The following is a 13,232-nucleotide window of genomic DNA, read 5'->3' on the forward strand; positions in this document are numbered from 1 at the left end:
GAGCCCACTCCGCATCGCTCAACCACGTCAGAGCCTTCGCCATTCAAGCCTCCGCTCTCAAGCAGAAGCTTTGAATCAGTAACACAACCAAACCGCAACTCGATTGAGTTCAGACCCTAGGGAGGGGAAAAGGCGCGGCGCCCGGACTTGCGGATGACGGCCTGCTTCATGTGCCCCCTCCCCACCCCTCCCCCGCAAGCGGGAGAGGGAGCTAAGGGACACAGCCGCCTCACTCCGCCGCCACCACCTCCGGGCGGCCGCGGGCCTGGCGCTCGCGCTTCAGAAGCTCGGCCACCAGGAAAGCGATCTCGATGGCCTGGTCGGCATTGAGGCGCGGGTCGCAATAGGTGTGGTAGCGGTCCCGCAGATCCTCGTCCGTGATGGCCCGCGCGCCGCCGGTGCATTCGGTGACGTTCTTGCCGGTCATCTCCAGGTGCACGCCGCCGGCATAGGTGCCTTCCGCCGCATGCACGTCGAAGAAGGTCTGGATCTCCGACTGGATGCGCTCGAACGGCCGGGTCTTGTAGCCGGACGCCGCCTTCACGGTGTTGCCGTGCATGGGATCGCACGACCACACGACCGTGCGGCCTTCCTTCTCCACCGCCCGCACCAGAGCCGGCAGGCTGTCGCCCACCTTGTCCGAGCCGAAGCGGCAGATGAGGGTTATGCGGCCCGCCTCATTGTCCGGCTGGAGGATGTCCAGCAGGCGGATGAGGCCGTCCGGCGTCAGCGAGGGGCCGCACTTGATGCCGATGGGATTGCGGACGCCGCGGAAATATTCCACGTGCCCATGGTCCGGCTGGCGGGTGCGGTCGCCGATCCATAGCAGGTGGCCGGAGGTCGCGTACCAGTCGCCCGAGGTGGAATCCACCCGGGTCATGGCTTGCTCGAAGCCGAGCAGCAGCGCCTCGTGGCTGGTGAAGAAGTCCGTGGTCCGCATCTCGGGATGGGACTGCGGATCGATCCCGCAGGCGCGCATGAAGTCGAGCGCCTCGGTGATGCGGTTCGCCAGCTCCTGATAGCGGTGCGACTGGGGGCTGTCCTTCACGAAGGACAGCATCCACTGGTGCGCGTTGTAGAGGTTGGCGTAGCCGCCGTTCGCGAACGCGCGCAGCAGGTTCAGCGTCGCCGCCGACTGACGGTACGCCTCGATCTGCCGGCGCGGGTCCGGGATGCGCGCTTCCGGGGTGAAGGCGATGTCGTTGATGATGTCGCCGCGATAGCTCGGCAGCTCCACGCCACCCACCGTCTCGAAATCGGACGAGCGGGGCTTGGCGAATTGGCCGGCGATGCGGCCGAGCTTCACCACCGGCGAACCGCCGGAGAAGGTGAGAACCACCGCCATCTGCAGGAACACGCGGAAGAAATCGCGGATGTTGTCGGCGCTGTGCTCGTCGAAGCTCTCGGCGCAGTCGCCGCCCTGGAGCAGGAACGCCTCGCCGCGGGCCACCTTTGCGAGCTCCGCCTTCAGGCGGCGCGCCTCGCCCGCAAACACCAGCGGCGGGTAGCTGGCGAGCTTCGCCTCCACCTCGGCAAGCACGGCGGCGTCTGGATAGGCGGGCATCTGCACGGCCGGATAAAATCGCCACGTGTCCGGACGCCAGCCTTCGGCGCGGCGAGACGAGATCTCGGCGCTCGGGGTGCGGTCGGAAACGGGACGGGTCGGCATAACACTCTCCATCAGGTCTTTCCGGCTGCGCCGGCCTCCACGGGACGGCTCGGCTTTTCCTCGGCCGGAAGGCGCGCTTATACACCAGTGGAACGGCGCAAGTAACCCGCATGATTTCAAGCCCGTAGGCAGGCGCGAGCGTGGCTTTCGGCGCCATGGGCGCGGCCGGCTCTTAACAGCGCTCGGCTTTCTCAACCCTCATCTCCGGATGGAGACTGGCGCGGCGTCATCCTTTATCGCCGGGCCTTCATCCGTAATCGCCCGAGGGCCAAAGTCTGCTCGAAGCCGGCGGTAAGGGAATCCAGCACCGGCACAGAAAAGGCGCCCGCCAGATCCTGCGCGTAGCCGGCCAAAGCGGCGCCGGCGACAATGATCACGTCCGGCGCCTGTGTGGTCAGCGCCTCCGCCACCGCCCCCCGCACCGCACGGGCGCCGTCCTCGCGTCCGCCCGCCAGCGACAGCGCCTCCCCCGGCACCACGGCGATGCCGGCGCACCGCTCCTGAAGTGCCGTCCGGCGCAGGAGGTCGCGCAGCATGGCCGGCCACGCCGCACCCACCGTGACGATGGAGAAGCGCTCGCCGAGCTGGAGGGCGCAGAGCACGCTCCCCTCGGCCATGCCCACCACGGGAAAGGCCACCTCCGCCCGGATCGCCTCGATGCCGGGCTCGCCGAAACAGGCATAGAAGCACACATCGAAGGGCGCCCTTCCGGCCGCCTCTTCCTGCTCCACCGCCGCCCTCACCGTTTCAAGGCCCGCATGGGCCGCAATGGCGACGGCGGCGCGGCTCGCCACGTAAGGATGCCCGAAAGGCGCGGTGACGCCGACCACCTGCACATCCGGCGGGCAGTGCTGAAGCACCGCCTCAACCATGTGCATGGTGACGGCTTCGGTGGTGTTGCCGTTCAATAGCAGGACTTTCACGGGGATTACTTTTTCTCCGGCAGTGACCTTCCGCTATGGAAGCACGCGGCGGAGCTGGCCGGAAGCCTCGCGCATCAGCGCATTGCATGCAGATTGCATACAAAATGGGCATCAAACAGGATTCACCGACGAAACGCAGATATTTTGTCGTCTTCCTTCCGCAGCGAAAACCACGGGTCCTGACCTCCCGGTGCATGGCACGCCAGTTGCTTGACAACCATGCCGTGCTCACGAGGGACATCACGAGATGCCGCTTCACAGAATTCCGCTTCGCTCCGGCCGCCGCCTGAAGGCCGCCGCGCTGCTCCTGGCCACGGCCGCCGCCTTCGCGGCGCCGGGCGCCGCCTCCGCCCAGACCACCCTGCGCATCGGCATGACGGCGGCGGACATTCCGCGCACGCTCGGCCAGCCGGACCAGGGCTTCGAGGGCAACCGCTTCACCGGCCTCACCATGTATGACGCCCTGGTGAACTGGGACCTCTCCTCGGCCGAGAAGGCCAGCACCCTCATTCCGGGCCTCGCCACCGAATGGAAGGTGGACGACGCCGACAAGACCAAATGGACCTTCAAGCTGCGCCCCGGCGTCACCTTCCATGACGGCTCGCCCTTCAATGCGGACGCCGTCGTGTGGAACGTGAGCAAGGTACTGAACAAGGAAGCGCCCCAGTTCGACGCCAGCCAGGTGGGCGTGACCGCATCGCGCATGCCGACCCTGGTCTCGGCGCAGAAGATCGACGACCTCACCGTCGAGCTGACCACCAAGGAGCCGGACAGCTTCCTGCCCTACAACCTCACCAACCTGTTCATGGTGAGCCCCGCCAAGTGGCAGCAGCTCTATGACAAGGCGGAGGGCGCCGACGCGAAGGCAAAGGCCGCCGCCGCCTGGACAGCCTTCGCGGCGGAGGCCTCCGGCACCGGCCCGTGGAAGATGACCAAGTTCATGCCGCGCGAGCGGCTCGAGCTGACCAAGAACGCCGCCTATTGGGACAAGGCGCGCGTGCCCAAGATCGACAACATGATCCTCCTGCCCATGCCCGAGGCCAACGCCCGCACCGCCGCCCTCCTCGCCGGGCAGGTGGACTGGGTCGAGGCCCCCGCCCCCGATGCCCTGCCCCAGATCAAATCGCGCGGCTTCCAGCTCTATTCGAACGAGCAGCCCCACGTGTGGCCCTGGCAATTCTCCCGCGTCGAGGGCTCGCCCTGGAACGACATCAAGGTCCGCAAGGCGGCGAACCTGTGCGTGGACCGCGAGGGCATGAAGGACGGCCTGCTCGGCGGCCTCATGGTGCCCGCCACCGGCACGTTCGAGCCCGGCCATCCCTGGCGGGGCGATGTGAAGTTCCAGATCAAGTTCGACCAGAAGGAAGGCCAGAAGCTGATGAAGGAGGCCGGCTTCGGCCCCGACAAGAAGCTGAAGGTGAAGATCCAGACCTCTGCTTCGGGCTCCGGCCAGATGCTGCCGCTGCCCATGAACGAGTATCTCCAGCAGGCGTTGGGCGAGTGCTATTTCGACGTGCAGCTCGACGTGATCGAGTGGAACACCCTCTTCACCAACTGGCGACGCGGCGCGAAAGACCCCACCGCCAACGGCTCAAACGCCATCAACGTGACCTATGCGGCGATGGACCCGTTCTTCGCCATGGTGCGCTTCCTCCAGTCCGGCATGGCGCCGCCGGTTTCCAACAACTGGGGCTTCATCAACAACCCCACCTTCGACGAGCTGGTGAAGAAGGCCCGCTCCACCTTCGATCCCGCCGAGCGGGACAAGGCACTGGCCGCGCTGCACGCCGCCTCCGTAGACGATGCCGCCTTCCTCTATGTGGCCCACGACGTGGGGCCGCGCGCGCTCAGCCCGAAGCTGAAGGGGGTGGTCCAGCCGAAGAGCTGGTTCATCGACTTCTCGCCCATCTACTTCGCCAACTGACGGCTTCTTGCGCGGGGCGGCTGCCGCCTCGCGCGCCTCCTTCGCGAAAGTCTCATCGTGCTCGTCTACGTCGCCCGACGCATCGTCTATGTGATCCCCATCGTGATCTCGGTCGCGCTGGTGTGCTTCCTCCTGGTGCACATCACGCCCGGCGATCCCCTCGTCGCCATCCTGCCGCCGGACGCCTCCCAGGAGCTGGCGAACCAGCTGCGCGCCGCCTACGGCTTCGACCGCCCGCTGCCGGTGCAATTCGGCCTGTGGCTCTGGAAGGCGGTGCACGGCGATCTCGGCACCTCCATCGCCACCGGGCGGCCGGTCTTCACGGAAGTGATGCGGGCGGTGGGCAACACCTTCATCCTCGCCGTCACGGCCTCCCTCATCGGCTTCGTGTTCGGCGTCTTCTTCGGCCTCATCGCCGGCTATTTCCGCAACACCTGGGTGGACAAGCTCGCCACCTCCATCGCGGTGACCGGCGTCTCCGTGCCCCATTACTGGCTCGGCATGGTGCTGGTGATCATCTTCTCCGTGACGCTGAACTGGCTGCCCGCCGTGGGCGCCGGCCCCGGCGGCTGGGCGTGGGACTGGGAGCACATCCGTTTCCTCATCCTGCCCGCCATCACCATGTCCGTGATCCCCATGGGCATCATCACGCGGACCGTGCGCGCGCTCACCGGCGATATCCTCTCGCAGGATTTCGTCGAGGCGCTGCGCTCCAAGGGCCTCAAGGAGCGGCAGGTGTTCCGCCATATCGTGAAGAACGCCGCGCCCACCGCCATCGCCGTCATGGGCCTCCAGCTCGGCTATCTCTTGGGCGGCTCCATCCTCATCGAGACCGTCTTCTCCTGGCCGGGCACAGGGTTCCTCTTGAACTCCGCCATCTTCCAGCGGGATTTGCCGCTGCTCCAGGGCACGATCCTGGTTCTGGCGCTGTTCTTCGTATTCCTCAACCTCATCGTGGACGTGGCGCAGGCTGCCATCGATCCGCGCATCAAGCGGAGCTGACGCCATGACTGCTGTCAGCGAAGCCTCCCTCCAGGCGGCTCCCGTCCACAAGGCGCGGGGCTATTGGGCGACCGTCGGCCGCCGCATCTCCCGCGATCCCGTGAGCATGGTCTGTGCGGCCATCCTGCTGCTCATCCTGCTCGCCGCCATCTTCGCCCCTTATCTGCATCTGGCGGACCCCTATCAGGGCTCCATGATCCGGCGCCTGCGCCATATCGGGACGCCGGGCTATCCGCTGGGCACCGACGAGCTCGGCCGCGACATGCTCTCCCGCCTCATCTATGGCGGGCGCCTCTCGCTGCTGATCGGCATCCTGCCGGTCATCCTCGCTTTCTCCATCGGCACCACGCTGGGGCTGGTGGCGGGCTATGTGGGCGGGTGGGTCAACACCGTCATCATGCGCACGGTGGATGTGTTCTACGCCTTCCCCTCGGTGCTGCTCGCCATCGCCATCTCGGGCGTGCTGGGGGCGGGCATCGTCAATTCCATCGTCTCGCTCACCATCGTCTTCATCCCGCAGATCACCCGCGTGGCGGAGAGCGTGACCACCGGCGTGCGCAACCTCGATTTCGTGGATGCCGCCCGCGCCTCCGGCGCCGGGCCCATCACCATCATGCGGGTCCACATGCTGGGCAACGTGCTGGGCCCCATCTTCGTCTATGCGACGGGGCTGATCTCGGTCTCCATGATCCTGGCGGCGGGCCTCTCCTTCCTCGGCCTCGGCACCAAGCCGCCGGAGCCGGAATGGGGCCTCATGCTCAACACCCTGCGCACCGCCATCTACGTCAATCCCGGCGTCGCCGCGCTGCCGGGCGTGATGATCTTCGCCGTCTCCATCTGCTTCAACATGCTCAGCGACGGGCTGCGCAGCGCCATGGACATCCGCAATTGACCTCGCTTGAACCCATCGCCGACGTTGGCGGGGCGGCTCAGCCCCTGCTCGACGTCAAAAGCCTCACCAAGCACTTCCCCATCGGCGGCGGCCTGTTCGCCGAGAAGAAGATCGTGCGCGCGGTGGACGATGTCTCCTTCTCCGTCGGCAAGGGCGAGACGGTGGGCATCGTAGGCGAGAGCGGCTGCGGCAAGTCCACCACCGCCCGCCTCCTCATGCACCTGATGCCGCGCAATTCCGGCGACATCCTCTTCGACGGCCAGCTCGTGGGGGAAACCCTCACGCTTCGCGAGCTGCGGCGCGGCATGCAGATGGTGTTCCAGGACAGCTATGCCTCGCTCAACCCGCGCCTCACCATCGAGGATTCCATCGCCTTCGGACCGAAGGTGCACGGTGTCTCCGATACGGATGCGCGCCTCCTCGCGCGCGACCTCCTCAACAAAGTGGGCCTGCGCCCGGAAGTGTTCGCCAACCGCTATCCCCACGAGGTCTCCGGCGGCCAGCGCCAGCGCGTGAACATCGCCCGCGCGCTCGCCCTGAAGCCGCGCCTCGTGATCCTGGACGAGGCGGTCTCGGCGCTCGACAAGTCGGTGGAAGCGCAGGTGCTGAACCTGCTCACCGACCTCAAGCATGAGTTCGGCCTGACCTACCTCTTCATCAGCCACGACCTCAACGTGGTGCGCTACATCTCCGACCGCGTGCTAGTGATGTATCTCGGCCAGGTTGTGGAGCTGGGGCCGGTGGATGCGGTCTATGACGGCCCCGCCCATCCCTATACGCGGGCGCTGCTCGCCGCCATGCCGGCCATGGACCCGGACGAGCGTACGCAAGTGCCGCCCATTTCCGGCGACCCGCCCAACCCCATCGATCCGCCCTCCGGCTGCCGCTTCCACACCCGCTGCCCGTTCGCGGAGGAGGTATGCGCGAAGGTCGTGCCGGCGCTGTCCCCGGTGGACGATGCCGGGCACAGCGCCGCCTGCTTCATGGTGATCCCCGGTTCCGGCCACAGCCGCGCGCCGCAGATGGGGGTGGCGGCGTGAGGGGGACTGTCGTCTCATTGCGACGGGCTGCCCCTCTCCCGGCGGTTAGCCCCCTCTCTCGCTCCCGGGAGACGAAAAAGTGCACCCTTGTCCTGGACAAGCGACGGCGCAGCCGGAGCGCAGATCCGGGACCCAGCGTAAGACTGCGGCGAAGCCGGCAATGGCGCGACTAGCGCCCTCACGCCTCCGCTGCGCGGCAGCGGAAGCTCATTGAAGCGCCTTTCGGCGCTCTCTTGCGCTGGGTCCCGGCTCTCCTTTCACTGCGCTGCGCTCCGTTGCAGTCGGCCAGGACAAGGCGGAGAGATATGAGAAAACAGGATCGCTCCCTATGACCACGCCTCCCACCCCCGAAGCCGTCGCCGCCACCGCGAAGACCGCCGGCCTCGACTTCTCGCTCGAGACCGCGACGCGCATCGCCACCGCCATCGCGCCGGCTTTCACGGTCTTCTCCGCCGTCTCCGGCACCCTGCCGCTCGATCTCGAACCCGCCACCTTCATGACCATTCAGATGCGGGAACTCTCCAAGTGAACGCCCCCGCCAGGATCACCGACCCCACGTTGCTGTCGCTGACGGACATCGCCGCCGCCATCGCCGCACGCCGCGTCTCCTCCCGCGAGGTGACGCAAGCCTGCTTGGCGCGCATCGAAAAGGCACAGCCGCGCCTCAACGCCTTCATCTCCATCGAGGCGGAAGCCGCGCTGAAGGCGGCGGACAAGGCCGACAGCGCCCTCTCCCACGGCGAGAACAAGGGCGCGCTCCACGGCGTCCCCCTCGCCCACAAGGACATGTATTACGACGCCGGCCATGTGGTGACCTGCGGCACCAAGATCCGCCGTGATTGGGTCGCCACCACCACCTCCACTGCGCTCCAGCGCATCAAGGATGCCGGCACCGTGCGCCTCGGCGCGCTCCACATGGTGGAGTTCGCCTATGGCCCCACTGGCCACAATCCCCATTACGGCCCCGCCCGGAACGCCTGGAACCCGGCGCATGTGACGGGCGGCTCCTCCTCGGGCTCGGGTACGGCGGTGGCGGCGCGGCTCACCTTCGCCGCGCTGGGCTCGGACACGGGCGGCTCCATCCGCCTGCCGGCCCATTTCTGCGGCGTCTCCGGCCTGAAGACCACGGTGGGCCGCATCAGCCGCGCCGGCGCCATGCCGCTCTCCCAATCCCTCGACACGGTGGGCCCGCTCGCCCGCACCGTGGAGGATTGCGCCCTCCTCCTCGGCCTCATGGCCGGCGCGGACCCAGCCGATCCTACGGCCATCTCCGGCGAGGTGCCGGACTATCTCGCCGCCACCCGCGCGCCGCTCGCCGGTCGCACCATCGGCATCCCCGATAGCTTCTATGTGGACGACCTCGATGCCGACGTCGCCCGCGTCCTGGACGAGACGGCGGCAACCCTCGCCAAGGCCGGCGCCCGCATCGTCAAGGTCGCCCTGCCCGACCAGGCGAAGCTCTCTGCCGCCTCCCAGATCATCCTCGCCGCCGAGGCCGCCGCCTATCACGCGAAATGGCTGAAGGAGCGGCCGCAAGAGTATGGCGCGCAGGTCCGCGCCCGGCTGGAGAACGGCTTCGCCGTGCCCGCCGTCTCCTATCTCGAAGCGCTGCGCTGGCGCGGGCCGGCGCTCGGCGAATACCTCGACGCGGTGTCGGGCCTCGACGCCGTGCTCGCCCCCGCCGCGCCCATGCCGGCCCCCACCATCGCCGAGACGGACGTGGGCGGCGCGCCCCACGCGGAAGCCATGATCCAGCGCCTCACCCGCTTCACGCGGCCGGTGAACTATCTCGGCCTGCCGGCGGTGAGCATCCCTGCCGGCTTCACGGCCCATGGCCTTCCCGTGGGCCTCCAGATCATCGGCCGCCCCTTCGAGGAGGCGGCCATCCTCTCCATCGGCGCCGCCTTCCAGCGCGAGACCGATTTCCACATGCAGATGCCGGAGGAACCATGACGGCGCCCGCGCCCGTCGTCGCCATCGACGACCTCAACATCCGCTTTACCGGCGAGCGCACCGTGCATGCGGTGAACGGCGTCTCACTCTCCCTCGGCCAGGGCGAGGTGCTGGGGCTCCTGGGGGAGAGCGGCTCCGGGAAAAGCGTCACCCTGCGCGCCCTCATGCGCTTGCTGCCGAAGAAGCGCACCGCCATCACCGGCGGCGTGAAGGTGGCCGGGCAGGACGTGCTCGCCATGGACGACGCGGCGCTCTCCGACTTTCGCGGCCGCACCGTCTCCATGATTTTCCAGGAGCCGGCCTTGGCGCTGGACCCGGTCTATACGATCGGCCACCAGATCTCAGAATCCGTCATGCGCCACGAGGGCAAGACCGCAGCCGAGGGCAAGGCGCGGGCGCTGGAGATGCTGGAGCTGGTGCGCATCCCCTCCGCCAAGCGCCGGCTCGATGCCTACCCCCACGAAATGTCCGGCGGCATGCGCCAGCGCGCCATGATCGCCCTGGCGCTCGCCTGCAAGCCCAAGGTGCTGCTGGCGGACGAGCCCACCACCGCCCTCGACGCCACCGTGCAGATCCAGATCCTCCTCCTGTTGCGGGAATTGCAACGGGAGATGGGCATGTCGGTGATCTTCGTCACCCACGATATCGGCGTCGCCATCGAGATCTGCGACAAGGTGGCCGTGATGTATGCCGGCCAGATCGTGGAGAGCGGATCGCTGGCCGACATCGTGCGCCGGCCGGTCCATCCCTACCCCCGTGGATTGCTCGCCTCCACCGTCCATGGGGCAAAGCGAGGGGCGCGGCTGGAGACCATTCCCGGCACGCCGCCCTCCCTCGACAAGGCGCCCGTGAACTGCTCCTTCTCCCCGCGCTGCGGCTTCGCCCAGCCGCGCTGCACCGAAGCGCTGCCACCGCGCGTGGAGCTTGCGCCGGACCGGGTGGTTCGGTGCATCCTGGCGGAGAAACCCGCCTTGGAGCCCGCATGACCGCCCTCCCCAATCTGCGTATCGATGCCGACCGCCTCTGGGACACCATCATGGAAACCGCGCGCTTCGGCGCGACGCCCAAGGGCGGCGTGCGGCGCCTGACGCTGTCGAAGGAAGACGGCCAGGTGCGCGACTGGTTCCGCGCCGCCTGCGAGGAGGCCGGCCTCACCGTGACCGTGGACACGCTGGGCAACATGTTCGCCCTGCGCCCCGGCCAGGACATGACGAAGGCGCCCTTGGGCTTCGGTTCCCATCTGGACACCCAGCCCACCGGCGGCAAGTTCGACGGCGTGCTGGGCACCCTCGCCGCCTTGGAGGTGGTGCGCACACTGAACGATGCTGGCATCGCGACCGAGGCGCCGCTCTGCGTGTGCAACTGGACCAACGAGGAAGGCTCGCGCTTCACGCCGGCCTTGATGGGCTCGCTGGCCCATGTGGGCGACTTCACGGCCGAGGACATCCTCGCCCGGAGGGATGCCGGGGTCATCACGGTTGGCGAGGCGCTGGACGCCATCGGCTATCGCGGGCCGGCGACCGTCGGTGCCCAGACCTTCTCCGGCTTCGTGGAGCTGCATATCGAGCAGGGGCCGATCCTGGAGGCCGAGGGCAAGACCATCGGCGTGGTGGAGCACGGCCAGGGCATCGTCTGGTATGATGGGCGCATCACGGGTTTTGAGAGCCATGCGGGCTCGACCCCCATGCACCTGCGGCGCGACGCGCTGGCGACCCTCTCCGAGCTGGTGCTGGCCATCGAGGCGCTGGCCGTTCAGCACGGCCCGAACGCGGTGGGCACCGTGGGCGAGGCGGTGATCGCCACGCCCTCGCGCAATGTGATCCCCGGCGAGATCACCTTCTCCACCGAGTTCCGCAGCCCCGACGCCGGCACGCTGGAAACCCTGCACCAGGGCCTTCAGGCGAAGATAGCCGAGATCGCCGCCCGGCGGCGCGTAAAGATCGCGCTCGACCTCATCTGGCGCAAGGAGCCCACTCATTTCGACCCAACCGTGATCGCCGCCGTGCGCGGCGCGGCGGAGACGCTGGGCCTCAGCAACCGTCCCATGATCTCCGGGGCGGGGCACGACGCCTTCTCCCTGGCCGGCATCGTGCCCACTGCCATGATCTTCGTGCCCTGCAAGGACGGGGTGAGCCACAACGAGCTAGAATCGGCGGAGAAATCCGACTGCGCCGCCGGCGCGGACGTACTGCTCCACACTGTCCTGACGCTCGCCGGCGGCCGGCCCGCATGAGCCTGCGTGTCACAGCGCGCCCGCTCACCGCGCAGGCGTTCGCCCCGTTCGGCGAGGTGCTGTCCACGCCCGACGCCGTGGGCCGCCGCGACTATTTCGACAGCGCGCTCGGAAACCTGCGCCCCGGCGTGGGCGCCAGCCTTTCCCTCATCCTCGCGCCACCCACCCTGGCGCACCCCGTGCCTGTGACAATCTTCGAGTGCCATGCTTTCTCGTCCCAAAGCTTCGTTCCCATGGCGCCCTGCCGCTGGCTGGTGGCGGTGGCCCCGCACGCTGCTGCCGGCGGTCCCGACATGACGCAGGTGCGCGCCTTCCTGCCTCCGCCCGGCCAGGGAATCACCCTTCACCCCGACGTGTGGCACGCCCCCCTCACCGTGCTCGACGCGCCCTCCCCCTTCGCCATTTTCATGTGGCGTGACGGCGGCCCTCTGGACGAGGAATTCGCCTCCATCGCCCCGTTTTTGGTGGAGGTACCGGCCGCCTGTTGAAGATCGAATTCCGGCTATGGACATGCCCCCGCGAACTCTCTATACACTCGCCGCTCCGGACGCCTTCGAGGCTCACCCGGCGCCCAGGTAGCTCAGTTGGTAGAGCATGCGACTGAAAATCGCAGTGTCGGTGGTTCGATTCCGCCCCTGGGCACCATTTGTTCTTTTCAAGACATCTCAGACAGTCTTAAAACGCCTCAGTCGCAAGGCTTTGCGCGGATCATAGCGTCTCATCCGGCATCACCCGGTACCGTTGCATCTCATCGATTTGTAGGCATGTTCGTAGGCAATGCCTACGTGCCTACATCAGAGATGCCTACATGCCCCTCACCGATCTCGCTTTGCGCAACGCCAAGCCGAAGGACAAGCCGTACAAGCTTTTTGACGGCGGCGGCCTGCATCTGCTCGTGAATCCCAACGGCAGCCGCATCTGGCGACTCGCGTATCGATTCGCCGGAAAGCCGAAGCAGCTCTCCTTCGGCCCCTACCCCACAACGACCCTTGTCGAGGCTCGGGAGAAACGGCACGAGGCCAAGCGCCTCCTCGCCGATGGGCAGGACCCCTCCACCGCGAGGAAGCTGGATAAGGTCGCGACCGCCATTGCCGCGAAGAACACCTTCGGTGAGCTGACGGCCGAATATATGAAGCGGCTGGAGGACAAGGGATCGGCCGAGGCGACCATCGACAAGAACCGGTGGCTCCTCTGCGACCTGGCTGGGCCGGCGCTCGCCAATCGGCCCATGACCGAGATAACCGCCGCTGAAATCCTGATCCTGCTTCAGCAAGTGGAGCGTAGCGGCCGTAGGGAAAGTGCCCGCCGCCTCCGCTCGGCGATCGGCAGCGTCTTCCGCTTCGCCATTTCCACGCTGCGGGCCGACACAGATCCCACCCTCGCCCTACGCGGGGCGCTGCTGCCGCCAAAGGTGACCCACCGCGCCGCCATCACCGATCCCAAGACCCTTGGCGCGCTCATGCAGGCGATTGGCCTGCTGCCGGTTTCGTGGACACCGAGATAAGGTGTTCAACGGGACTGGAGAGCTGGAATGCAACGACGGAGGTTCAGCCGCGAGTTCAAGCTTGAGGCTGTAAGATTGGTGAAGGACCGGGG

General features: G+C 67.4%; 12 protein-coding genes and 1 tRNA gene. 11 read left to right on the forward strand and 2 right to left on the reverse strand.

The genetic code is table 11. The annotated features are described in order from the left end of the window. Nucleotides 1-229: 229 nt before the first annotated feature. Both ABLE91_RS28650 and ABLE91_RS28655 read right to left on the reverse strand, forming a co-directional pair. Nucleotides 230-1,669, reverse strand: coding sequence for a class II 3-deoxy-7-phosphoheptulonate synthase (locus ABLE91_RS28650; RefSeq protein ID WP_348935970.1), 1,440 nt, complete (start codon nucleotides 1,667-1,669; stop codon nucleotides 230-232). 233 nt (nucleotides 1,670-1,902) lie between these two features. After that, nucleotides 1,903-2,592, reverse strand: a complete 690-nt coding sequence (locus ABLE91_RS28655; RefSeq protein WP_348935971.1) for an aspartate/glutamate racemase family protein — start codon at nucleotides 2,590-2,592, stop codon at nucleotides 1,903-1,905. Between the two features lie 247 nt (nucleotides 2,593-2,839). On the opposite strand from ABLE91_RS28655, the gene ABLE91_RS28660 reads away from it, so the two are divergent. From ABLE91_RS28660 to ABLE91_RS28710, 11 genes are all read left to right on the forward strand, one after another. After that, the gene (locus ABLE91_RS28660) at nucleotides 2,840-4,516 is read left to right on the forward strand and encodes an ABC transporter substrate-binding protein (RefSeq protein ID WP_348935972.1); all 1,677 of its coding nucleotides are present in this window, start codon (nucleotides 2,840-2,842) and stop codon (nucleotides 4,514-4,516) included. A gap of 57 nt (nucleotides 4,517-4,573) precedes the next feature. After that, entirely contained in the window at nucleotides 4,574-5,518 is a 945-nt protein-coding gene (locus tag ABLE91_RS28665; protein ID WP_348935973.1) for an ABC transporter permease, read from the forward strand. Between the two features lie 4 nt (nucleotides 5,519-5,522). Continuing rightward, nucleotides 5,523-6,410 (forward strand): ABC transporter permease, encoded by an 888-nt coding sequence (locus tag ABLE91_RS28670; protein ID WP_348935974.1) that lies wholly within the window; start codon nucleotides 5,523-5,525, stop codon nucleotides 6,408-6,410. Next, complete coding sequence (locus ABLE91_RS28675) at nucleotides 6,407-7,450, forward strand: ABC transporter ATP-binding protein (RefSeq protein ID WP_348935975.1); 1,044 nt, start codon at nucleotides 6,407-6,409, stop codon at nucleotides 7,448-7,450. The genes ABLE91_RS28670 and ABLE91_RS28675 overlap by 4 nt, the downstream gene beginning before the upstream one ends. A gap of 328 nt (nucleotides 7,451-7,778) precedes the next feature. Further along, entirely contained in the window at nucleotides 7,779-7,979 is a 201-nt protein-coding gene (locus tag ABLE91_RS28680; protein ID WP_348935976.1) for a hypothetical protein, read from the forward strand. After that, complete coding sequence (locus ABLE91_RS28685; RefSeq protein WP_348935977.1) at nucleotides 7,976-9,403, forward strand: amidase; 1,428 nt, start codon at nucleotides 7,976-7,978, stop codon at nucleotides 9,401-9,403. The genes ABLE91_RS28680 and ABLE91_RS28685 overlap by 4 nt, the downstream gene beginning before the upstream one ends. Continuing rightward, nucleotides 9,400-10,389: an ABC transporter ATP-binding protein gene (locus tag ABLE91_RS28690; RefSeq protein WP_348935978.1), complete on the forward strand. Its 990-nt coding sequence runs from the start codon at nucleotides 9,400-9,402 to the stop codon at nucleotides 10,387-10,389. The genes ABLE91_RS28685 and ABLE91_RS28690 overlap by 4 nt, the downstream gene beginning before the upstream one ends. Next, nucleotides 10,386-11,636 carry a Zn-dependent hydrolase gene (locus tag ABLE91_RS28695; RefSeq protein WP_348935979.1) on the forward strand — a complete coding sequence of 417 codons (1,251 nt, stop codon included), beginning with the start codon at nucleotides 10,386-10,388 and terminating at the stop codon, nucleotides 11,634-11,636. Before ABLE91_RS28690 ends, ABLE91_RS28695 begins: the two co-directional genes overlap by 4 nt. After that, nucleotides 11,633-12,124 (forward strand): ureidoglycolate lyase, encoded by a 492-nt coding sequence (locus tag ABLE91_RS28700; protein WP_348935980.1) that lies wholly within the window; start codon nucleotides 11,633-11,635, stop codon nucleotides 12,122-12,124. Before ABLE91_RS28695 ends, ABLE91_RS28700 begins: the two co-directional genes overlap by 4 nt. 81 nt (nucleotides 12,125-12,205) lie before the next feature. Continuing rightward, a tRNA-Phe gene (locus ABLE91_RS28705) sits at nucleotides 12,206-12,281 on the forward strand. 163 nt (nucleotides 12,282-12,444) lie between these two features. Then, nucleotides 12,445-13,140: a tyrosine-type recombinase/integrase gene (locus ABLE91_RS28710; RefSeq protein ID WP_348935981.1), complete on the forward strand. Its 696-nt coding sequence runs from the start codon at nucleotides 12,445-12,447 to the stop codon at nucleotides 13,138-13,140. Nucleotides 13,141-13,232: the final 92 nt, after the last annotated feature.

The organism is Aquabacter albus (genome assembly GCF_040049275.1).
Classification (GTDB): domain Bacteria; phylum Pseudomonadota; class Alphaproteobacteria; order Rhizobiales; family Xanthobacteraceae; genus Aquabacter.